This window comes from Burkholderia sp. FW306-1C-G01B (assembly GCF_058781685.1).
Window position 1 is genome coordinate 347,376 of the sequence record NZ_JBYSWZ010000004.1, and the last position, 20,774, is coordinate 368,149.

Sequence of the window (20,774 nt, forward strand, 5' to 3'; positions counted from 1 at the left end):
CGCCGCGGCCGGCTTGTCACGCCTGTTTGCGCCGGCTGCTTTCGAGGTTCGGCAGGAACACCGTCAGCATGCCGATCAGCGGCAGGAACGAACACACCTTGTAGACGAACGTGATGCTCGTCGCGTCGGCGAGCTGGCCGAGCACGGCCGCGCCGACGCCGCCGAGGCCGAACGCGAAGCCGAAGAACAGGCCCGCGACCATCCCGACCTTGCCGGGCATCAGTTCCGTCGCGTAGACGAGGATCGCGGCGAACGCCGACGCGAGCACGATGCCGATGATCACGGTCAGCACGCTCGTCCAGAACAGGTTCGCGTACGGCAGCAGCAGCGTGAACGGCGCGACGCCGAGGATCGACACCCAGATCACGTACTTGCGGCCGATCCGGTCGCCGACCGGCCCGCCGATCAGCGTGCCGGCCGCCACGGCCGCGAGGAACACGAACAGGTGGATCTGTGCGGCCTGCACCGACAGGTGGAACTTGTCGATCAGGTAGAACGTGAAATAGCTGTTGATGCTCGCGAGGTAGAAGTACTTCGAGAACACGAGCAGCACCAGCACGCCGATCGCGCCGATCACGCGGCCGCGCGACAGCGTCGGGTGGCCGGCCGCCGCGGCCTTCTTCTTCATCGACGGATGCTTCTTGTACCAGTGGCCGATCTGCGTGAGCACGACCATCGCGACGAGCGCGGCCGCGGAGAACCACGCGATGCTGTGCTGGCCGTGCGGAATGATCACGAGCGCGGCGAGCAGTGGCCCGAGCGCGGAGCCCGCGTTGCCGCCGACCTGGAACACCGACTGCGCGAGCCCGTGCTGGCCGCCCGACGCCATCCGCGCGACGCGCGACGATTCGGGATGGAATACCGACGAGCCGCAGCCGACCAGCGCCGCGGCCACCAGCAGCACGGGGAAGCTCGGCGCGACCGACATCAGCAGCAGCCCCGCGAGCGTGAAGCCCATCCCGACCGGCAGCGAATACGGCTTCGGACGCTTGTCGGTATAGAGGCCGACGAGCGGCTGCAGCAGCGACGCGGTGATCTGGTAGGTGAGCGTGATCAGGCCGATCTGCGCGAACGACAGCGCGAACTGGCTCTTGAGCATCGGATAGATCGCGAGGATCAACGACTGGATCATGTCGTTGAGCATATGCGAGAAGCTGATCGCGCCGAGCACCGGATAGACGGTGCGCGATGCGGGGGGCGCGGACGGCTGCGCGGCGGCTGCGCCGGCGGCTCCGGTGTCGAGGCTGGTTTCCATGTGAGCTGAACGAGTTGAGGTAGCGGGCGCGCTCTGATGGGGATCGGCGCGTTTGGAATCGTTGATGCGTCAAAGAAGTGTAATGTGGCGTATCGAGAATGTCAGGCCAAGTTTTATCGCGAATCGGACATTCATCCGACAGATCGGCCGTTATCCGTTTTTTTGACCGGGTATAACGCTGGCGGCGCGTCTGCCTGACTGCGAGGCCGCGCCGGGGCCCGGTGCGTGTTTTGCCGGACTCAAGAAACGGCGGTGGCGGCCGTAGAACGACCCAATGACCACAGGTGCGCCGCGCCCGGCACCGGCTACCCGCCGTGCAGGCGCAGGACGCGCGGCATGGCCTGCCATCGCGGAGGGCCGGAACCGACCTTTCCGGCAGCGTGATCCATACGGGGATATATCGATGAAAGCAGCATCATTGCATCCGCAGCCGGGTGCGGCCGCCGCCGCACCCGACGTTGCCGCCGGTCGCGCCGCACGGCGCCCGCGCGCGGCGCGTCGCGAGCGCCGGCCGTGGACCGTCAAGGCGACCTTGCGCGCCGCGTTCGCGATCCTGTTGATCGGCACGCTCGCGATCGGCGTGTTTTCGCTGTGGCAGATCAGCCGGTTGAACGCGTCGATCTCGTCGGTCTACGAGCAGGGCCACGTCGCGAGCCGCGCGGCGCAGGAAGTCCGGGCCGAGGTGCTGCGGGCGAGCCGTGCGCAGAAGATGCTGCTGACCGCGACCACCGCGAAGGAGCGCGACGAGCTGGGCGCGGAGGTCGGCGCGGGGCTCGCGTCGATCGGCCAGGCGCTCGGCACGCTGCAGCGCTACGCGGATCCGGCCGACGCCGGCGATTCGGCACGGTTGCGCGCGTTCTCGACGGCCGTCGGCACGTGGAGCGCGCATCTGCGCGATTTCGTCGCGCTCGTGCGCGCGCAGCCGCTCGACCTGTCGCAGATGAACTGGCAGGTCGGCACGCAGGACGTGTCGCTGCTGGTCGAAACCGGCAAGCTCGAAAAGCTCGTCGCCGAACTCGTGAAGACGCGCGGCGAGAAGTCGAAGGCGACGCTCGATGCGTCCGCCACCATCTTCTCGTCGTCGTTCGCGATGATCGCGGTCATGACGGCCGCGCTGATCGTGCTCGCGATCGCGATCGCCGAACGCGTCGTGCGGCGCCTCGCGTCGCAGCTCGGCGGCGAGCCCGCGCACGCGAAGGCGATTGCGGCCAACATCGCGCGCGGCGACCTGACGCGGCCGATCGCGCTCGGCCGCCACGACCGCGACAGCATGGTGCGCGCGCTGGCCGAGATGCAGACGGGGCTCGCGGCGACCGTCGGCGAGATCGCCGTCAGCGCCGAGGCCATCGCGGCCGCGTCCGGCGAGATCTCGACCGGCAATCTCGACCTGTCGCGGCGCACCGAGCAGCAGGCCGTCGCGCTCGAACGCACCGCGGCCAGCATGGAGCAGCTCACGTCGACCGTGCGGCAGAACGCCGAGAATGCGCGGCAGGCGAGCACGCTCGCGGCCAATGCGTCGGCCGTTGCGGAAACGGGCGGTGAAGTCGTCGGGCGCGTGGTCGCGACGATGAGCGAGATCGACGACAGCGCGAAGAACATTCGCGACATCATCGGCACGATCGAGGGGATCGCGTTCCAGACCAACATTCTCGCGTTGAATGCGGCAGTCGAGGCTGCGCGCGCCGGCGAACAGGGGCGCGGCTTCTCGGTGGTCGCGGGCGAGGTGCGCCTGCTCGCGCAGCGCGCGGCGACCGCGGCGAAGGAGATCCGCGCGCTGATCGGCGCATCGGTGGAGCGCGTCGCGAACGGCGCGGCGCTCGCGCACGACGCGGGCCGCACGATGGACGACGTCGTGCGCGCGGTCAAGCGCGTGACGGACATCATCGGCGAGATTTCCGCGGCATCGGACGAGCAGAGCGCCGGGATCGAAGAGATCGGCCGCGCGGTCACGCAGATGGACGCCGGCACGCAGCAGAATGCGGCGCTCGTCGAACAGGCGGCGGCTGCCGCGAACGCGCTCGACGAACAGGCGCAGGCGTTGAAGTCGCTGGTCGGGCGTTTTCGCATCGCGGCCTGAGCGCGCCCGGCCGTTCCGCGCTTACGATTTCTTCTGCTTGTCCGGATCGATGATGACCGTGCAGGTCGTGCCCGCCGACAGCACCACGTCGGCCGGCACTTCGTCGATCCGGATGCGCACCGGCACGCGCTGCGCGAGGCGCACCCAGTTGAAGGTCGGGTTCACGTCCGCGACGAGGTCGCGGCTTTGCGGGTTGTCGCGATCGTAGATGCCGCGCGAGATGCTTTCGACGTGGCCCTTCATCACGCCGCCGCTCATCAGCCGCATCTCGGCCGGCGCGCCGATCTTCACGCGCGGCAGCTTGGTTTCCTCGAAGTAGCCGTAGACCCAGAACGAGTGGCTGTCGACGATCGCGAGCTTCGCCTGGCCGGCCACCGCGTAGTTGCCCTTGAACGTCTGCAGGTTCGTGATGTAGCCGTCGACCGGCGCGACGACGCGCGTGCGTTCGAGATTGAGCTTCGCGGCGTCGAGCGCGGCGATTGCCTGCTGGTACTGCGCATCGGCGCTCGACGCACTGTGCGCTGCGTTCTCGCGGTTTTCCTTCGACACGACGAGCGCATCGAGATCCGCGCGGCGGGCCGCGTCGTCGCGGCGCATCTGCAGTTCCGCGCGGCGGGCGGCGACGGCCGCCTGCGCCTGCTCGACCGCGATCTGGTAGTGCGACGGGTCGATCTGCATGATCAGGTCGCCTTTTTTCACGAGCTGGTTGTCATGCACGGGCAGCTCGACGATCGCGCCCGACACGTCCGGCGCGACGTTGACGATCTCGGCGCGTACGCGCCCGTCGCGCGTCCACGGATCGTCCATGTAGTGCACCCACAGCGAGCGCCCGATCAGGATCGCGACGAGAAGGATGACGGCGGTCGCGACGAAGCCGAAGAGTTTTCTGAGAATCATGATGGTTCGGAATCAACGGTAAACGGCAAGACTCAGTCCGCCGCAAATGCAGACGAGAAGGCAGGCCCGGAACAGCGACGGGTGCCAGACCAGACGGTAGAGGCCTGTATAGGCGAGCAGACGGTCGACGGCCCAGGTCGCGAGCGCGCCGAGGACGAACATCAGCACCACCGTGGGCATGTAGGCATCGAGAATGGCGATTTCACGCGGCATCATGACGAGGCTCCTGGTTGGGGACGCACGGGGCGGTTGCGGTTGAGCGGCTCGAGCGGCGATTCCGGATCGAGCAGCGCGGTGCGCACGAAATGCAGATGGCTCAGGATGCGTTGCAGCCGATGGCGCTCGTCGCGCGTCGGCTCGAACGCGTCGAGCGTCTGCCGGGTCGCGTCGATTGCGGCATTGGTCGCGGCGAGCGTTGCATCGAAGCGCTCGGCGCTCGGTTTCGCGAACAGCGTCGACAGCGAGCCGCGCATCGTCTCGATCGCGCGACGCCACGGCATCGCCGGCGCATAGCGCGGGTCGGACGGCAGCGTTGCCAGCTCGTGGCGCAGGTCGATCGCCGCGTTGCCGGTTTCGAGCACCGCGAACATCCAGCGCAGCGCATCGCGCTGCACGTCGGGCTGGTCGGCCGACAGCGTGTGGGCCTGGTACATCAGGTCGCGCGCGCCGCTCTCGAAGCGCGTGCGCAAGCCGGCGAGCCGTGCGTGGCAGGCCGCGACGGCCTGGTGGCGCAGGTCGGCGAACAGCCGCTTCTTGAGCCACGGCGCTGTCGGCGGGAACAGCACCGCGAACGCGATCGCCGACACCAGCATCGACAGCACGAGCGCGAGCGCGTCGTTCATGAAGCTGGTCGGATCGTAGTGCGTGATGTTGTCCGGGCCGGCGAGGAAGCTGAAGAAGATCAGGTAGCCCATCCCGTAGCCCGCGAGCTTCGGCTTCAGCGTCATGAAGATGCCGATCGAGAGCAGCGGCGCGAGCGCGACGCACAGCAGCGGGAAGCCGTCGATGTGCGGATAGATGCCGAACGTCAGCAGGAAGCCCGTGCAGACGGCGAGTGCCGTCCCCATGCCCATCTGCGCGGACATCGCGGTCGGGCGCGGCGTCGACGACGCGAGCGCGCAGGTGGCCGCCGCCGTCAGCGTGAGCGTCACGCCGCTCGGCCACGCGCTCTCGATCCAGAACCAGCCGAGCACGAGGATCACGGTCGCGGTGCGAATCGCCGCGATCACCATCGCCGTCATGTTGGTGCGCGGCTCGTAGCGTTCGATCCAGCGTTCGCGTTCGTGCGTCGCGGTCGACAGCGACGCATAGGTCGCTGCGTACTCGTGCAGGTCGGTGATGAAGCGGTACAGCAGTTCGGCGGCCGTATCGAAGTCGAGCAGCGGAAAGTCCGGCTGCGTTTCGAGCGCCGCACGGGTCGAGCGGATGCGGCGCGGCAGCGCGTCGCGCCATGCGAGCAGTTGCTCGGCCGCGTGCCCCGCGTCGGTCGACGTGCGCACGGGTTCGCCCGTGGGCGTCAGCAGCAGCGGCGCGATCTCGCGGAAGTACGGCTCGATCGCGTCGATCGCGGCCTGCGCGCCGGCTGCATGCAGCCGGTTCATCAACTGGTGCAGCGCATGGAAACGGCTCGACGCGCTCATGAACTCGCTGTTCAGCCGCGCGAGGCGGCCGCTGCGCATCCGCGTGTCCGGATCCTCGAACACGGCCATGCTGCGCGCGGCCTCGAAACCGACCACGTCGGCGACGAAGCGCGTATGGATGGTTTCGATATGCGCGCGGTCGAGCTGGCCCGACAGCGCCGACGCGACGTAGTCGACGAAGCTGCCGAAGCGCTTGCGCACCGTCGTGCGCATCTGCTCGCCCGTGTACTGCGGAAACACGAGCGCGCTGACCACGCCGGCCGACACGATCCCGACCATGATTTCGGCAACGCGCGTCAGCGCGCTCATGAACGCGCCGTCCGGGTGCTGCGAAGCGGGCAGCCCGATCAGCGCGGTCGTATAGCCGGCCAGCAGGAAGCCGTAGCTGCGGAAGTTGCGGTTGCGTGCGGCGCCGGCCGTGCACAGCGCGACCCACAGTGCGACCGCCAGCAGGAACAGCTGCGGCTGCTGCGGAAACAAGCCGACGAACGTGAGCGTCGCGATGAGCCCGAAGATCGTGCCGGCGACGCGGTAGAAGCTCTTCGCGAGCACCGCGCCGCTTTGCGGCTGCATCACGATGAACACCGTGGTCATCGCCGTTTTCGGCGCGGGCAGGTCGAGCCGCATCGACACGCCGGTCGCGATGAACGCGGCGAGTAGCGCCTTGAACAGATAGAGCCACGCGGCGCCGTCGCTGCGGGCCCAGTCGCCGAACGCGGCGGACCAGGCCGCGAGCGGACCGCCGGCGTGCGTGGAAGCGGGGGAGGAGGAGGCTGACATGGCGGGCACTCCGCGTTACCGTGCGGCCGGCGTGCCGGACGTGCCGGCAGCGGCGACCTGTGCGGGGCGGGGGACCGCCGCTACGGGCTTCGTGCCCGATGCGGCGGCAGGTGCTGCGGCGCCCGCGGCGGGTACGTCGGCGGCGGGAACGTCTTTGCCCGTCTCGACGCCGCCGCCGAGCGCGGCCATCAACTGCGCGTGCGCGGCAAGGCGTTCCGCATCGATGCGGGCTGCCGTCTCCTGCGCGCGCAGCAGCTGCTGTTGCGCGATCAGCACGTTCACGTAATCGGTCAGCCCGCGGCGGAAGCCCTCGCGCGACAACTGGTAGCTGCGGTCGTTGGCGGCCACCGAACGCGCGGCGTCCTTCTTCTGCGTATCGAGCGAGCGGATCCGCACGACCTGGTCGGCGATGTCCTTGAGCGCACCGACGATCGTCTGGTTGTAGCGCTCGACCGCCTGGTCGTAGCCGGCATTCGCCGCGCCGAGCTGCGCGCGCAGCCGGCCGCCTTCGAAGATCGGCAGCGACAGCGCGGGGCCGGCCGTCCAGCCGCCGTTCATCGCGCGCAGGAAGTCGGTGAACGGCGCGGTCACGCCGAAGCCGCCGACCGTCGCCAGCAGGTCGATGTTCGGGTAGAACGAGGCCTTCGCGACATCGATGCCGCGCGCCTGCGCGTCGACCGTCCAGCGCGCCGCGACCACATCGGGGCGGCGGCCGAGCAGGTCGGCCGGCAGCGCCGACGGCAGGCCGGCCGGCGCGTCGAGCGCAAGCTGCGGCCGCTTGATCGCGTCGCCGGCGCCCGGGCCCTTGCCGGCCAGTGCGGCGAGCTGGTGGCGCGCGAGCTGGATCCCTTCTTCATAGCTGTCGATCTGGCGCTCGTAGTCGGGCAGCGTCGAATCCGCCTGGCTCACTTCGAGCTGCGTGCCGAGGCCGGCCTGCAGCCGCTTGCGCGCGAGATCGGCGAGCGAGCGCTGGCGTTCGAACGTTTCATGTGCGAGGTCGAGCAGCGCATAGTTCATCGACATGCCGACATACGCGCGCACGACGTTGACTTCGAGTTCGAGCTTCGCCGCGCGCGCGTCGGCGGCGCTCGCATGCGCGGTGTCGAGCGCGCGCTCGGTCGCGTTCTTGTCCTTGCCCCACAGGTCGAGGTGATACGACAGGCCGAGCGTGCCGGTGTTGTTCCAGGTATCAGTGTTCGCGAGCGGGCCCGGGCCGTAGTACACGTTGTCGGGCCAGTGCTGGCGCATCAGCGACAGGTTGCCGTTGATCTGCGGCAGTTCGGCCGAGCGGGCGACGCGCGCCATCGCCTGCGCTTCGCGCACGCGTGCCTCGGCGGCCGCGAGCGTCGGGTTGCCGGCCTGGGCGGCGGCGATCCAGGAATCGAGCTGCGGATCGCGGTAGGCACGCCACCAGTCGGCCGCGGGCCAGCCCGCGTCGCGGTCGGCCGCTCGGATCGCGGCGCCGGCGTCGAGCGCGTTCGCTTCGATGCGGGCCGACTGCGGCTTGTTGTCGCCCATGCTCGCGCATCCGGCCATTATTAATGAGACTGCAAGAACCGCCAGTGCGAGCGTCCCTTTTGTCGCCGGAGACTGCACGATTTTCTCCCTTTCGGATATAGATGAGTCGGATGCGATTATATTTTTCAGTGATTCCTGAATAAACGAACAAAGGTGCAAGTCATTTTTACGAATCCTGAGACAATACTTGTTCGCCTCTGTGCAACAATCCGTCCGGATTCAAACGGGTAATCGGATGGATACGTTACAAAACATGCGGGTATTCGTCCGCGTGGTCGACGCGGGGAGCTTTACCGCGGCCGCCCAGCAGATGAATTCGACCACCGCCTATGCGTCGCGCGCGGTCTCGGATCTCGAGGCGCACCTGCGCACGCGCCTCCTGAACCGCACGACGCGCCGGATCGCGCTGACCGAAGCCGGCGAGCGCTACCTGCAGCGCTGCGAGCAGATCCTCGCGTACGTCGACCAGGCCGAAGCCGAGGCCGGCGACGCGCACGCGCGCCCGTCCGGCAAGCTGAAGGTCCATTGCTTCACGAGCCTCGGCCAGCACTACCTGGTGCCGGCCGTCGCGCGCTATCGCGAGCGCTATCCGGACGTGCACGTCGAGCTGACGCTCGCGCAGCGGATGCCCGACCTGCTCGACGAGGGGTACGACGTTGCAATCGTCGTCGGCCGCGACCTGCCCGATTCGGGGCTCGTGTCGCAGCGGCTCGGCGAAAGCTACAGCGTCGTGTGCGCGTCGCCCGGCTACGTCGAGGCGCACGGCGTGCCGCAGCGGCCGGCGGATCTCGCGCAGCACGTGTGCCTCGGGATGGTCGCGCCGGGCTTTCACTACGACGAATGGGCGCTGGCGGGGCCGAACGGCGAAGAGGTCGTTCCGATCACGGCGCCGCCGTTTCGCGTGAACGTTGCCGAGGCGCTCGCGGTGGCCGTGCGGGAGGGGATGGGGATCGGCGGGCTGCCGCTTTATTCGGCGATCGGCTGGCTGCGCAGCGGACATATCGTGCGCGTGATGCCCGAGTACCGGTCGCACGTGATGAACATCTACGCGCTGTATCCGTCGCGTCAGTACCTCGACGCGAAAATCCGTACCTGGGTCGATTTCCTGCGCGACGAGCTGCCGTCCACGCTCGCTGCCGACGAAGCCGCACTCGAGCAGTACACGCGTGCGACATGACCGCGCGGTTGACCGCAATCTGACGAGATTTGTCCTTCACGCAACATTTTTTTACGAACGCGTGTCAGACAGTTTGATACTGTTAAAGTAATTGAGATACGTCACCCCGGAGTAGCAATGGATACGCACCTGATGATCGGCCTTGGAGTCCTGCTTGGCGCAGCCGCTGCCGCCGCGGCGACCCGCGACCTGCTGCGCGCGATGAAGGCGAAGGCACGGATGAAGCCGGTGCCGGTGCGCGTGCGCGCGGCGCAGCACGGATCGCGCCGCAACGACCGCTGATCGGGCCATATCAGCCCCGGTCGGAGAAGGCCGCGCAACGCGGCCGGGCGGGCCGGCGTTCAGCCGAGCTCGACGACCTTGTCCCACGCGAACGCGGTATTTTCCAGTTCGCCGGTGCGCCGACGGATGTAGCCGCGCGGATTGCACACCACGCGCGTGCCGCCGTCCGCAACATAGTCGAATGACGTATGCGTGTGGCCGTGGATCCACAAATCCACCGGCGGCCGCACGAGTTCCGCCATATCCGTGATGAACCCCGCCGACGCAAGGTCTTGCGCATAGCGTTCCGCCAGCGAGCGCCGGTGCGGCGCATGATGAGTGACGACGATCGTCCGACCCGCGAACGGCACCGCGAGCTGCGCTTCCAGCCACGCGCGGCCTTGCCGATGCAGCGCGATCGCATCGGCCGGCGAGAAATCCCGCTCCGCCGCGCCCGGTGCCGCATGCAGCGCCGCGTCGTGCGGCCAGGTCACCTGGATCAAGCCCTTGAAATCGAGCATCACGCGCAGCCCGGCGTCGATTGCGGCGGCGATGCTGGCTTCGTCGCTGCCGAACAGCGAGAAATCGGCCCACAGCGTCGTGCCGAGCACGCGGAAGCGCTGTTCGGGATCGACATAGATGCCGTTGTTCAGGTAATGCACGTTGTCGAGCGCCTGCGCCGCGTCGCGCATCGCCGCCTCCAGCGCGCCGAATTCCCCGTCGTAGTACTCGTGGTTGCCCGGCACGTAGATCACCGGCACGGCCGGGTCGAACGTCTCGGCAGCCCAGCGCAGGCCTTCCGCGTGATTGTGGATGTCGCCGGCGAGCACGACGAGATCCGCGTCGGCATGCGCGATCACGTCGGGCTGGTTGCTTTCGAGATGCAGGTCGGACAGTACGCGGACTTTCACGGGCTTCGCTCCGGAGTGGGCGGCTTCAGCGCAGGACCTTGCCGGGATTCATCAGGCCGCGCGGGTCGAGCGCGGTCTTCAGCGTGCGCATCAACGTCGTTTCGACCGGCGACTTGTAGCGCTGCGCGTCGTCGATCTTCAACTGGCCGATCCCGTGTTCCGCGCTGATCGTGCCGTGGTGGCGGTGCACGTTGTCGTAGACGATCCGGTTGATCGGCGCCTGGAACGCGGCGAGGAACGCCTTCGGATCGCCGCCTTCGGGCATCTGCACGTTGTAGTGGAGGTTGCCGTCGCCGAGGTGGCCGAACGTGACCATCCGCGCGCCCGGCGCGGCCTGCTGGATCGCCGCGTCGGTCTCGTCGATGAACCGCGCGACCGACGAGATCGGCACCGCGATGTCGTGCTTGATGTTGAGCCCCTCGTCGGCCTGCGCGAGCGGGATGTGCTCGCGCAGGTCCCAGAACGCGCGCGACTGCGCGAGATTTTCCGCGACCACCGCGTCGACCACGAGCCCGGCCTCGAACGCTTCTTCCATCAGTTTCTCGAACAGCGCGCGCGCATGCGCTTCGCTTTCGTTGTCGGACAGTTCGAGCAGCACCGTCTGCGAATGCGTCTGCGTGAACGGGTAGCGCAGTTGCGGGTAGTGCTTGCCGACCAGTTGCATGCAGAAATCCGACATCAGCTCGAAGCCGGTCAGCAGCGGCCCTGCCGCGCGCTGCGCGAGCGCGAGGAAGTCGAGCGCCGCGTGCGGCGATTCGAGCGCGGCGAGCGCCGTGACCTGCGCGGCCGGCAGCGGATGCAGCTTCATCACGGCAGCGGTAATGATCCCGAGCGTGCCTTCCGCGCCGATGAACAGGTCGCGCAGGTCGTAGCCGGTGTTGTCCTTGCGCAGCCCGCGCAGGCCGTCCCAGATCTCGCCCTGCGGCGTCACGACCTCGAGCCCGAGGCACAGCTCGCGTGCGTTGCCGTAGCGCAGCACCGCGGTGCCGCCGGCATTGGTCGACAGGTTGCCGCCGATCGTGCAGCTGCCTTCCGCCGCGAGGCTCAGCGCGAACAGCCGGCCGCCTTCGCGGGCGCGTGCCTGCACGTCGGCGAGGATCGCGCCGGCTTCGACGGTGATCGTGTTGTTGTGCGGATCGAGCGCGCGCACGCGGTTCAGGCGCGCGACGCTCAGCACGGCCTGGCTGCCGCTCGCGTCGGGCGTCGCGCCGCCGGCGAGGCCCGTGTTGCCGCCTTGCGGCACGAGCGCGATGCCGTGCGCGTTGGCCAGCTTGACGAGCGCGGCGACTTCGGCCGTGTTCGCGGGTTTCAGCACCGCGCACGCGGCGCCCTTGTAGCGGCGGCGCCAGTCGGTCAGGAATGGTTCGGTATCGTGCGGATCGGTCAGCACATGGTCGGCGCCGATCGCGTCGCGGCACGCGGAAACGAAAGCTTCGGAGGACATCATCACCTTGTCGCGTAAGGGTCAGGACGCGGCGCGCGACTTTTTCGCCGCGCGCTTGAACGGCGCGACGTACGCCAGCGCCGCCACGAAGAAGCCGACGGCAAGCGCGGTCTCGCACCAGCCGAGCGTCGCGGACAACCCGCGATCGGACATGCCGCGCACGATGCCTTCGGCGAAATAGACGAGAATCAGCATGCTCGCCCACTGCATCGTATAGATGTTACGCCGCCAGACGCCGGGCAGTGCGAGCGCGAGCGGCACGGCCTTCAGCATCAGCGCGGAGCCGCCCGGGCGCAGCGGCGCGAGCCACAGCTCCCACGCGAGCGACAGCGCGATCAGTGCGACGAGGCACGCGACGGCGGCCAGCGCGCAGCGCGGCCGGGCAGCGACGGCGGGGCGGGCGGGCGCGTTCATGCGGCTTCGGCGGCCTGCGCGTTGGAGAGGGCGGCCGCCGCGCGTGCGAGCCGCACGCCGAGCGCGGCCGCGAGCGCCTTTTCGTCCGCCGACAGCCCTTCGGGGTCGGCGCGGCCGTGCTGCGCGACATGCGACGCGCCGTACGGCGTGCCGCCGGTGCGGGTCGTGCTGAGCGCGGATTCGGTGTACGGGATCCCGACGATCATCATCCCGTGATGCAGCAGCGGCAGCATCATCGACAGCAGCGTCGATTCCTGGCCGCCGTGCAGGCTGCCGGTCGACGTGAACACGCTCGCCGGCTTGCCGGTCAGCGCGCCCGACAGCCATTGCGGCGTCGTGCCGTCGAGGAAATACTTGAGCGCGGCGGCCATGTTGCCGAAGCGGGTCGGTGAGCCGAGCGCGAGGCCCGCGCACTCCTCGAGGTCGCGCAGTTCCGCATAGGGCGGACCGTCGTCGGGAATGTCGGGGGCGCTGGCTTCGCAGACCGTCGACACGGGCGGCACGGTGCGGATGCGTGCCTGCATGCCCGGCACGCTGTCGATGCCGTTGGCGATCGCGAGCGCGAGATCGCGCGTGGCGCCGTGACGGCTGTAATAGAGGACGAGGATGTCTTTCATGGGCTACGGAACCGCGTGCGGCCGCGCGCGTGCCCGGTGCAGTCGGCCCCTGCTGGATCGAGCGGCTATTATAGGGGCTGAAGCCGTCGCGCAGCGCGGCGGCGGCGCGCCTTCGGGCGCGCGGCACCGAGTAGGAGAAGCCGTTTGCCGAAGTTGAGCGTCGATCTCGACACCCTCAAGCGCCTCGCGCAGTTCGCGGCCCGGCGCAGCGCCGAGGATCGCATCCCGCAAGTGGCGGGCAGCCTCACGTTCACGACGATGCTGGCGCTCGTGCCGCTCGTGACGGTCGCGTTCGCGCTGTTTACCGCGTTCCCGATGTTCGCGTCGTTCCAGCTGTCGCTGCAGGGGTTCCTCGCGGATCACCTGATGCCCGCGCAGTTCAACATCCAGATCTTCAAGTACCTGAACCAGTTCGCATCGAAGGCCAAGGGGCTGACGACGGCCGGCCTGATCGTGCTCGTCGTCACGTCGGTGATGACGATGATGACGATCGAATCGGCGTTCAACCTGATCTGGCGGGTGCGCAAGCCGCGGCCGTTCGCGCAGCGCGTGCTCGCGTACTGGGCGCTGATCACGCTCGGTCCGCTGCTGTTCGGCGTGAGCCTGTCGATCTCTTCGTACCTGTTCACGCAGTCGCTGGCGTTCACCGGCGCTGCGCCGTCCACGTCGATCGTCGAGTGGCTGCTCGCGCTTGCGTCGCTGCCGCTGACGGTGCTCGCGTTCACGCTGCTGTACGTGTACCTGCCGAACTGCACGGTCGCGTGGCGCGACGCGGTGATCGGCGGGCTGTTCGCGGCCGTCGCGTTCGAGCTCGCGAAGCGCGGCTTCGGCTACTACGTGCGGCGCATTCCGACCTATACGGCTGTGTACGGCGCATTCGCGGCGCTGCCGGTGTTCCTGCTGTGGGTGTATCTCAGCTGGTTCGTCGCGCTTCTCGGTGCGATGGTGACCTCCGCGCTGCCGGCGATCCGCGTCGGCCAGTTCCATCGCATCCACTATCCGGGCAGCGACCTGCTCGATGCGCTCGAACTGCTCGCGCGGCTTGCCGAGGCGCGCGCGGCCGGCAAGCCCGGGTACGCGGCGCTGCGGCTCGCGGCCATGCTGCGTTGCGACATGGAAACCGCGCAACGGCTGCTGACGACCATGGAGGAACGCGAATGGGTCGCGCGGCTGGACGGCGGCGATGCCGCGCCGCGCTATGTCCTGCTGGCGAACCCGGAGCAGTTGACCCTGGCGCAGCTGTTCGACGTGCTGGTGATCGACCGCACTGAGCTGACTTACCAGTTGCAGCGGCGGCGCAGCCATGTCGACGGCGCTGCGCTGCTCGAGGTGCTGTCGAACGAGCGGTTCGACGTGTCGCTCGCGTCGCTGATCGCCGCGCACCGGCTCGCGGGCGCACAGCCGGCGGGTATCCCGGGGCAGGCGCCGGACGGCGTGCCCGACCCGCACGCGCGGCCGCCGCGGCCCGCGTGAGTGCGGGGCCGGCGGCTACAGTGAAATCTTGCCGATGCAGATGTCCTTGAACATCACCCAGTCGCCCATCAGGCTGTAGATCGGGTGCCGGAACGTGGCCGGGCGATTCTTCTCGAAGAAGAAGTGTCCGACCCACGCGAACCCGTAGCCGCAGACGACAGCCGCCGGCAGCCACAGCCAGTTGCCTGTCGCGATCGCCATCGCGACGCAGCCGATCACGCCGAGCGAGCCGATGAAGTGCAGCCGCCGCGACGTCAGGTTCTGGTGTTCGTTCAGGTAATACGGGTAGAAATCAGCGAAGCTGGCGAATTGCTCCGAATGCGTATGCGCCATGGCCGTCTCCTCGGGCCGCTGTTCATGCGGCCATTGTGCGGCCGGCGGCCGGTGTCCGCAAGCGGGGCGGCCCGCCGCGCCGGCCCGTGCTTTCCTTTTGACAGGCTTTCCGATAGGATCGAAAGAGGTTTTGCATTCAAGCATGAGGGGACTACGATGCGCGTCAGCGATATTCTGAAAGTGAAGGGCAACACGCTGTTTACGGTGACGCCCGATAAGCCGCTGCGCGAAGCGGTCGATACGATGGCCGAGCACGACATCGGTTCGCTCGTCGTGATGGAGTACGGCGATCTCGTCGGGATGCTGACGTTCCGCGAAATCATCCTGCGCCTGCACGTCAACGGCGGTGCGATCGGCGACGTGCAGGTGCGCAAGGTGATGGACGAGCCGCTCACGTGCACGCCGGAAACGGACGTCAACGAAGTGCGCCGGATGATGCTCGAGCGCCACGCGCGCTACATGCCCGTGCTCGACAAGAAGGTGCTGATGGGCGTCATTTCGTTCTACGACGTCGCGAAGACGGTCGTCGAGGCGCAGAGCTTCGAGAACCGGATGCTGAAGGCGTACATCCGCGACTGGCCGGAATCGGAAGCCGAAGCGCACAAGCCGTGAACCACGCCGCGCCCGGCGCCCTGACGCGCGGGCGTCGCCATCCGGCACGCGGCGGCGCAGGTTGGTCCTGCGCCGCCGTTTTTTCAACGACAACACAACAAGGCCCGCGCAGCTTCGCCAAGACGACGCGCGCGTATTCCGCATGAGCGATCAAACGCAAGCCACTTCGGGGCGGCGCGACGAACGGCGCACCCACGCATCGCAGTTCGACCTGCTGCGCGAGCGCCGTTTCGCACCGTTCTTCACGACCCAGTTCCTCGGTGCGCTGAACGACAACGTCTTCAAGATCGGCTTCACGTCGCTCGTCACTTACCACACCGCACGATTCTCCGGCGTCGACGCGAAGACCGCCGCATTCCTGATTTCCGCGATCTTCATCCTGCCGTTCGTGCTGTTCTCGGCGACGTCCGGCCAGATCGCCGACAAGTACGACAAGGCGACCCTCACGCGCTTCGTGAAGACCTTCGAGATCGTGCTGATGCTGGTCGGCGCGGCTGGCTTCGTCATGCACAGCGCGACCCTGCTGTATCTGTGCACGTTCATGATGGGGATGCACTCGACGCTGTTCGGGCCCGTCAAGTATTCGTACCTGCCGCAGCATCTCGGCGAACACGAACTGGTCGGCGGCAACGGTCTCGTCGAGATGGGCACGTTCATTGCGATCCTGATCGGCACGATCATCGGCGGCGCGGCCGCGGGCATCGAAGGCAGCGGCGAGCGCGTGCTCGCGGTGAGCGTCGTCGTCATCGCGCTCGCGGGGCGGCTCGTCGCGCAGCGCGTGCCGTCCACGCCGGCGCCGCAGCCTGATCTCGTGATCAACTGGAATCCGTTCAGCGAGACCTGGCGCAATCTCGGGCTCGCACGGCAGAACCGCACCGTGTTCCTGAGCCTGCTCGGCATCTCGTGGCTGTGGTTCGTCGGCGCGACGTTCCTCACGTCGTTCTTCAATTTCGCGAAGGACGTGCTGTCCGCGAGCCCCGACGTCGTCACGATCCTGCTCGCGACGTTCTCGGTCGGCATCGGCCTCGGTTCGCTGCTGTGCGAGCGCCTGTCGCAGCGGCGCGTCGAGATCGGCCTCGTGCCGCTCGGCTCGATCGGCATCAGCGTGTTCGCGATCGAGCTGTACTTCGCGAGCCACGCGCTGCCGTCGCCCGGCCACCTGCTGTCGGTCGGCGAATTCCTGGCCGGCGCGCGCCACTGGCGCATCCTCGCCGACCTGTTCCTGCTCGCGATGTTCGGCGGCTTCTACAGCGTGCCGCTGTACGCGCTGATCCAGAGCCGCAGCGCACCGACGCACCGCGCGCGGATCATCGCCGCGAACAACATCCTGAACGCGCTGTTCATGATCCTGTCGGCCGTGATGGCGATGGGGCTGACCAAGGCCGGCGTCGGCATCCCGGGCCTGTTCCTCGTCACCGCGCTGTTGAACGTCATCGTCGCGGCGTATATCTACCTGCTCGTGCCCGAGTTCCTGCTGCGTTTCGTCGCGTGGGTGCTCGTGCACACCTTCTACCGGATTCGCCTCGTGCACGCGGAGCGGATTCCGGCGGAGGGCGCGGCCGTGCTCGTCTGCAACCATGTCAGCTATGTCGATGCGCTCGTGCTGGCCGCCGCGAGCCCGCGCCCGATCCGTTTCGTGATGGATCACCGGATCTTCAAGACGCGCTTCGCGAGCTGGGTGTTCCGGCATGCGAAGGCGATCCCGATCGCGCCGCGCCACGAGGATCCCGGGATGCTCGCGCGCGCGTACGACACGTGCGAGGCCGCGCTGAAGGACGGCGAACTCGTGTGTATCTTCCCCGAGGGCAAGCTGACGAAGACGGGCGACATCAACACGTTCCACCACGGCATCACCGAGATCCTGAGCCGCACGCCGGCGCCGGTGATTCCGATGGCATTGCGGGGATTGTGGGGCAGCTATTTTTCGCGGCATTCCGATGCGCGGATGCCGCGGCCCATCAAGCGCGGCGTGATGAGCCGGCTGACGCTGGCGGTCGGCGAGCCGATTCCGGCGTCGGTCGCGACGCCCGAATCGCTGCAGGCCGCGGTGACCGAGCTGCGCGGCGCACGGAAGTAGGCGGGCGGGGTGCCCGCCGGTATCGCGCGGGGCGAGTATTTCGTCTGCAAGCGGGCCGGAACGAGCTTCCGGCCGCACCGCCCGGGCTGCGCGTGCACGTACCGTGCGCCCGGCCTGCGTCTCATGCGGTACGCGCTCCCGGGACGGCTGGCATAATAGCGGTTTACCTCTTTTTCTCGACCGGCAAACGATCGACCTGCCTGCGGCCCGGGCAGCGCATCGGTTTGTCCATTTCTCTTTGGGCGGTTCCATCATGTCCGGCAATACCCTCGGCACGCTTTTCACTGTCACGACCTTCGGCGAATCGCACGGTCCCGCGATCGGCTGCGTGATCGACGGCTGCCCGCCGGGGATGGGGCTGACCGAAGCCGACATCCAGGTCGAGCTCGATCGCCGCAAGCCCGGCACGTCGCGGCACGTGACGCAACGGCAGGAGGCCGACGAGGTCGAGATCCTGTCGGGCGTGTTCGAAGGCGTGACGACCGGCACGCCGATCGCACTGCTGATCCGTAACACCGACCAGCGCAGCAAGGACTACGGCAACATCGTCGAGACGTTCCGTCCCGGCCATGCCGATTACACGTACTGGCAGAAGTACGGCATCCGCGACTACCGCGGCGGCGGCCGCTCGTCCGCACGCCTGACCGCGCCGATCGTCGGCGCGGGCGCGGTCGCGAAGAAGTGGCTGCGCGAGCGCTTCGGCGTCGAGGTGCGCGGCTACATGAGCGGCCTCGGCGAGATCGACGTGCCGTTCGTCGACTGGTCGCACGTGCGCGAGAATCCGTTCTTCTCGCCGAACGCGGCGGTCGTTCCCGAGCTCGAGGCCTACATGGATGCGCTGCGCAAGGATGGCGATTCGATCGGCGCGCGCATCGACGTCGTCGCGTCGGGCGTGCCGGTCGGCTGGGGCGAGCCCGTGTTCGACCGTCTCGATGCGGACATCGCGAAGGCGATGATGAGCATCAACGCGGTGAAGGGCGTCGAGATCGGCGCGGGCTTCGACAGCGTCGCGCAACGCGGCTCCGTGCACGGCGACGAGCTGACGCCGGGCGGCTTCGTCGGCAACCATGCGGGCGGCGTGCTCGGCGGGATCTCGACGGGACAGGACATCACCGTGTCGATCGCGATCAAGCCGACGTCGAGCATTCGCACGCCGCGCCGCTCGATCACGAAGGCCGGCGAGGCGGCTACGGTGGAAACCTTCGGTCGCCACGATCCGTGCGTCGGCATCCGCGCGACGCCGATCGCCGAGTCGATGCTCGCACTGGTGCTGATCGACCATGCATTGCGCCATCGTGCGCAGTGCGGCGACGTCGAGACGACGACGCCGAAGATCGCGGGCAGCGCGACCTGACGCAAGCGGGCGGGGCGCGGCGCGCCCCGTCTCGACCGTCGAGCGACGAATGCAAACGGGGCGCTGCGTGATGCAGCGCCCCGTTTCGTTTGCAGCAGTGTGCAGCGGCCCTAAAAAACGCGCCGCTCGTGGCGGCGCGTTCCGGCAGGTTACATGTTCGGATAATTCGGCCCGCCGCCGCCTTCGGGCGTGACCCACACGATGTTCTGCGTCGGGTCCTTGATGTCGCAGGTCTTGCAGTGCACGCAGTTCTGCGCGTTGATCACCAGCCGATCGCTGCCGTCGTCGTTCCTCACGAACTCGTACACCGCCGCCGGGCAGAAGCGCGCCTCCGGCCCCGCGTACGTGCGCAGGTTCACGTTCACCGGCACGCTCGCATCCTTCAGCGTCAGGTGCGCCGGCTGGTTCTCCTCGTGGTTCGTGTTCGAGATGAATACCGACGACAGCCGGTCGAACGTCAGCTTGCCGTCCGGCTTCGGATACTCGATCGGCTCGCACTGCGACGCCGGCTTCAGCATCTCGTGGTCCGCGTGCTGGTGATGCAGCGTCCACGGTACGTTGCCGCCCATCACCTTCTGCTCGAGCCCGACCATCAGCGTGCCGAGATACAGCCCCTTGGCCATCCACTGCTTGAAGTTGCGCGCGCGGTACAGCTCCGTGTACAGCCACGACTGCTTGAACGCGTCCGGGTACGCGTTGAGTTCGTCCGACTGACGGCCGGCCTGCACCGCGTCGAACGCGGCATCGGCCGCCAGCATGCCGGTCTTGATCGCCGCATGGCTGCCCTTGATCCGCGATGCGTTCAGGAAGCCCGCGTCGTCGCCGATCAGCGCGCCGCCCGGGAACACCGTCTTCGGCAGCGACAGCAGCCCGCCCGCGGTAATCGCGCGCGCGCCGTACGACACGCGCTTGCCGCCTTCCAGGAACGCGCGGATCGACGGATGCGTCTTGTAGCGCTGGAATTCCTCGAACGGCGACAGGTACGGGTTCGTGTAGCCGAGGCCCACCACGAAGCCGACCACGACCTGGTTGTTGTCCATGTGATACAGGAACGAGCCGCCGTACGTATCGGACTTCAGCGGCCAGCCGGCCGTGTGGATCACGAGGCCCGGCTTGTGCTTCGCGGGATCGATTTCCCACAGCTCCTTGATGCCGATCCCGTACGCCTGCGGATCGGCGTTCGCGTCGAGCTTGAACTTCGAGATCAGCTGGCGGCCGAGGTGGCCGCGGCAGCCTTCGGCGAACAGCGTGTACTTCGCGTGCAGCTCCATGCCGAGCTGGAAGTTCTCGGTCGGCTCGCCGTCCTTGCCCACGCCCATGTTGCCGGTCGCGACGCCCTTCACCGAGCCGTCGTCGTGATAGAGAATCTCGGCGGCCGGGAAGCCCGGGAAGATCTCGACACCCAAGGCTTCCGCCTGCTGGCCGAGCCAGCGCGTGACGTTGCCCAGCGAGATCACGTAGTTGCCGTGGTTCTTGAAGTTCTCGGGCAGCGCCCAGTTCGGCGTGGTCACCGCGCTCTTTTCGGACAGGAACAGGAAGCGGTCCTCGCTCACCTCGACGGTCAGCGGTGCGCCCTGTTCCTTCCAGTCCGGAAACAGCTCGGTGATCGCGCGCGGGTCCATCACCGCGCCCGACAGAATGTGCGCGCCGATCTCGGAACCCTTCTCGAGCACGCACACGCCGATCTCGGTGCCTTTCTCGGCGGCCAGCTGCTTGAGCCGGATCGCCGCCGACAGCCCGGCGGGGCCGCCGCCGACGATCACGACGTCGTATTCCATCGATTCGCGCGGGCCGTATTGCTCGATGAGGCTTGCGGGGGTCATTGGCGTTCCTCTAACCGTTAGAATGCTTTTATTCGGGAGCGTATTGTCTGCGAAACGAAACGCTTGCCGCAACAGCATGCGTCTAGATTAGCACGATCGTTCTATTTTTTG

18 protein-coding genes are annotated in these 20,774 nt (G+C 67.9%); 7 read left to right on the forward strand and 11 right to left on the reverse strand.

All coding sequences use genetic code 11. From position 1 onward, the window contains the following. Positions 1–16: 16 nt before the first annotated feature. On the reverse strand, positions 17–1,255 hold the full coding sequence (locus AC3WLY_RS11115; RefSeq protein ID WP_492309444.1) for an MFS transporter: 1,239 nt from the start codon (positions 1,253–1,255) through the stop codon (positions 17–19). A 403-nt stretch (positions 1,256–1,658) separates the two neighbouring features. Between AC3WLY_RS11115 and AC3WLY_RS11120 the strand changes: the two genes are divergently transcribed. Beyond that, positions 1,659–3,332, forward strand: a complete 1,674-nt coding sequence (locus AC3WLY_RS11120; RefSeq protein WP_492309445.1) for a methyl-accepting chemotaxis protein — start codon at positions 1,659–1,661, stop codon at positions 3,330–3,332. Between the two features lie 21 nt (positions 3,333–3,353). On the opposite strand, the gene AC3WLY_RS11125 is transcribed toward AC3WLY_RS11120, so the two are convergent. The 4 genes from AC3WLY_RS11125 to AC3WLY_RS11140 are packed head-to-tail and all read right to left on the reverse strand — an operon-like array spanning position 3,354 to position 8,245. After that, positions 3,354–4,229: an efflux RND transporter periplasmic adaptor subunit gene (locus tag AC3WLY_RS11125; RefSeq protein ID WP_014897260.1), complete on the reverse strand. Its 876-nt coding sequence runs from the start codon at positions 4,227–4,229 to the stop codon at positions 3,354–3,356. 12 nt (positions 4,230–4,241) lie between these two features. After that, complete coding sequence (locus AC3WLY_RS11130; RefSeq protein WP_011351756.1) at positions 4,242–4,445, reverse strand: DUF1656 domain-containing protein; 204 nt, start codon at positions 4,443–4,445, stop codon at positions 4,242–4,244. Continuing rightward, positions 4,442–6,649, reverse strand: a complete 2,208-nt coding sequence (locus AC3WLY_RS11135; protein ID WP_492309446.1) for an FUSC family protein — start codon at positions 6,647–6,649, stop codon at positions 4,442–4,444. The genes AC3WLY_RS11130 and AC3WLY_RS11135 overlap by 4 nt, the downstream gene beginning before the upstream one ends. A 15-nt stretch (positions 6,650–6,664) precedes the next feature. Further along, a complete protein-coding gene (locus AC3WLY_RS11140; RefSeq protein ID WP_492309447.1) occupies positions 6,665–8,245 on the reverse strand; it encodes an efflux transporter outer membrane subunit in 1,581 nt (526 codons plus the stop codon). A 157-nt stretch (positions 8,246–8,402) separates the two neighbouring features. On the opposite strand from AC3WLY_RS11140, the gene AC3WLY_RS11145 reads away from it, so the two are divergent. Next, complete coding sequence (locus AC3WLY_RS11145) at positions 8,403–9,344, forward strand: LysR family transcriptional regulator (protein WP_072444324.1); 942 nt, start codon at positions 8,403–8,405, stop codon at positions 9,342–9,344. A gap of 117 nt (positions 9,345–9,461) precedes the next feature. Further along, the gene (locus AC3WLY_RS11150; protein ID WP_175961604.1) at positions 9,462–9,626 is read left to right on the forward strand and encodes a hypothetical protein; all 165 of its coding nucleotides are present in this window, start codon (positions 9,462–9,464) and stop codon (positions 9,624–9,626) included. A 59-nt stretch (positions 9,627–9,685) separates the two neighbouring features. On the opposite strand, the gene AC3WLY_RS11155 is transcribed toward AC3WLY_RS11150, so the two are convergent. The 4 genes from AC3WLY_RS11155 to wrbA are packed head-to-tail and all read right to left on the reverse strand — an operon-like array spanning position 9,686 to position 12,991. Beyond that, positions 9,686–10,516, reverse strand: a complete 831-nt coding sequence (locus tag AC3WLY_RS11155; RefSeq protein WP_175961603.1) for a metallophosphoesterase — start codon at positions 10,514–10,516, stop codon at positions 9,686–9,688. A 25-nt stretch (positions 10,517–10,541) separates the two neighbouring features. After that, complete coding sequence (locus AC3WLY_RS11160; protein ID WP_175961602.1) at positions 10,542–11,963, reverse strand: FAD-binding oxidoreductase; 1,422 nt, start codon at positions 11,961–11,963, stop codon at positions 10,542–10,544. An 18-nt stretch (positions 11,964–11,981) separates the two neighbouring features. Then, a complete protein-coding gene (locus tag AC3WLY_RS11165) occupies positions 11,982–12,374 on the reverse strand; it encodes a DUF2069 domain-containing protein (protein ID WP_034183397.1) in 393 nt (130 codons plus the stop codon). Beyond that, positions 12,371–12,991, reverse strand: coding sequence for an NAD(P)H:quinone oxidoreductase (wrbA, locus tag AC3WLY_RS11170; protein ID WP_175961601.1), 621 nt, complete (start codon positions 12,989–12,991; stop codon positions 12,371–12,373). The genes AC3WLY_RS11165 and wrbA overlap by 4 nt, the downstream gene beginning before the upstream one ends. Positions 12,992–13,135: 144 nt before the next feature. Here wrbA and AC3WLY_RS11175 point away from each other — a divergent pair, with 144 nt between their 5' ends. Further along, complete coding sequence (locus tag AC3WLY_RS11175; protein WP_204426233.1) at positions 13,136–14,464, forward strand: YihY family inner membrane protein; 1,329 nt, start codon at positions 13,136–13,138, stop codon at positions 14,462–14,464. 15 nt (positions 14,465–14,479) lie between these two features. Here the strand turns inward: AC3WLY_RS11175 and AC3WLY_RS11180 are convergent, their stop codons facing one another. Continuing rightward, positions 14,480–14,797 carry an Mpo1-like protein gene (locus AC3WLY_RS11180; protein WP_111017253.1) on the reverse strand — a complete coding sequence of 106 codons (318 nt, stop codon included), beginning with the start codon at positions 14,795–14,797 and terminating at the stop codon, positions 14,480–14,482. A 156-nt stretch (positions 14,798–14,953) separates the two neighbouring features. On the opposite strand from AC3WLY_RS11180, the gene AC3WLY_RS11185 reads away from it, so the two are divergent. The 3 genes from AC3WLY_RS11185 (at position 14,954) to aroC (ending at position 18,840) form a co-directional block, all read left to right on the forward strand. Beyond that, positions 14,954–15,409: a CBS domain-containing protein gene (locus AC3WLY_RS11185; RefSeq protein WP_006488504.1), complete on the forward strand. Its 456-nt coding sequence runs from the start codon at positions 14,954–14,956 to the stop codon at positions 15,407–15,409. A gap of 142 nt (positions 15,410–15,551) precedes the next feature. Next, entirely contained in the window at positions 15,552–17,486 is a 1,935-nt protein-coding gene (locus AC3WLY_RS11190; RefSeq protein WP_175961599.1) for an MFS transporter, read from the forward strand. 253 nt (positions 17,487–17,739) lie between these two features. Further along, the gene (gene aroC, locus AC3WLY_RS11195; protein ID WP_492309448.1) at positions 17,740–18,840 is read left to right on the forward strand and encodes a chorismate synthase; all 1,101 of its coding nucleotides are present in this window, start codon (positions 17,740–17,742) and stop codon (positions 18,838–18,840) included. A 149-nt stretch (positions 18,841–18,989) separates the two neighbouring features. Here aroC and AC3WLY_RS11200 read toward each other — a convergent pair whose 3' ends face one another. After that, positions 18,990–20,663: an electron transfer flavoprotein-ubiquinone oxidoreductase gene (locus AC3WLY_RS11200; protein ID WP_492332670.1), complete on the reverse strand. Its 1,674-nt coding sequence runs from the start codon at positions 20,661–20,663 to the stop codon at positions 18,990–18,992. Positions 20,664–20,774: the final 111 nt, after the last annotated feature.

Excerpts from the sequence above, each read along its gene's own strand:
- AC3WLY_RS11120 (WP_492309445.1), top strand. The coding sequence starts at position 1,659 with ATGAAAGCAGCATCATTGCATCCGCAGCCGGGTGCGGCCGCCGCCGCA.
- wrbA (WP_175961601.1), bottom strand. The coding sequence starts at position 12,991 with ATGAAAGACATCCTCGTCCTCTATTACAGCCGTCACGGCGCCACGCGC.
- AC3WLY_RS11115 (WP_492309444.1), bottom strand. The coding sequence starts at position 1,255 with ATGGAAACCAGCCTCGACACCGGAGCCGCCGGCGCAGCCGCCGCGCAG.
- AC3WLY_RS11165 (WP_034183397.1), bottom strand. The coding sequence starts at position 12,374 with ATGAACGCGCCCGCCCGCCCCGCCGTCGCTGCCCGGCCGCGCTGCGCG.
- AC3WLY_RS11145 (WP_072444324.1), top strand. The coding sequence starts at position 8,403 with ATGGATACGTTACAAAACATGCGGGTATTCGTCCGCGTGGTCGACGCG.
- AC3WLY_RS11130 (WP_011351756.1), bottom strand. The coding sequence starts at position 4,445 with ATGATGCCGCGTGAAATCGCCATTCTCGATGCCTACATGCCCACGGTG.
- AC3WLY_RS11135 (WP_492309446.1), bottom strand. The coding sequence starts at position 6,649 with ATGTCAGCCTCCTCCTCCCCCGCTTCCACGCACGCCGGCGGTCCGCTC.
- AC3WLY_RS11125 (WP_014897260.1), bottom strand. The coding sequence starts at position 4,229 with ATGATTCTCAGAAAACTCTTCGGCTTCGTCGCGACCGCCGTCATCCTT.
- AC3WLY_RS11200 (WP_492332670.1), bottom strand. The coding sequence starts at position 20,663 with ATGACCCCCGCAAGCCTCATCGAGCAATACGGCCCGCGCGAATCGATG.
- AC3WLY_RS11160 (WP_175961602.1), bottom strand. The coding sequence starts at position 11,963 with ATGATGTCCTCCGAAGCTTTCGTTTCCGCGTGCCGCGACGCGATCGGC.
- aroC (WP_492309448.1), top strand. The coding sequence starts at position 17,740 with ATGTCCGGCAATACCCTCGGCACGCTTTTCACTGTCACGACCTTCGGC.
- AC3WLY_RS11185 (WP_006488504.1), top strand. The coding sequence starts at position 14,954 with ATGCGCGTCAGCGATATTCTGAAAGTGAAGGGCAACACGCTGTTTACG.
- AC3WLY_RS11180 (WP_111017253.1), bottom strand. The coding sequence starts at position 14,797 with ATGGCGCATACGCATTCGGAGCAATTCGCCAGCTTCGCTGATTTCTAC.
- AC3WLY_RS11190 (WP_175961599.1), top strand. The coding sequence starts at position 15,552 with ATGAGCGATCAAACGCAAGCCACTTCGGGGCGGCGCGACGAACGGCGC.
- AC3WLY_RS11150 (WP_175961604.1), top strand. The coding sequence starts at position 9,462 with ATGGATACGCACCTGATGATCGGCCTTGGAGTCCTGCTTGGCGCAGCC.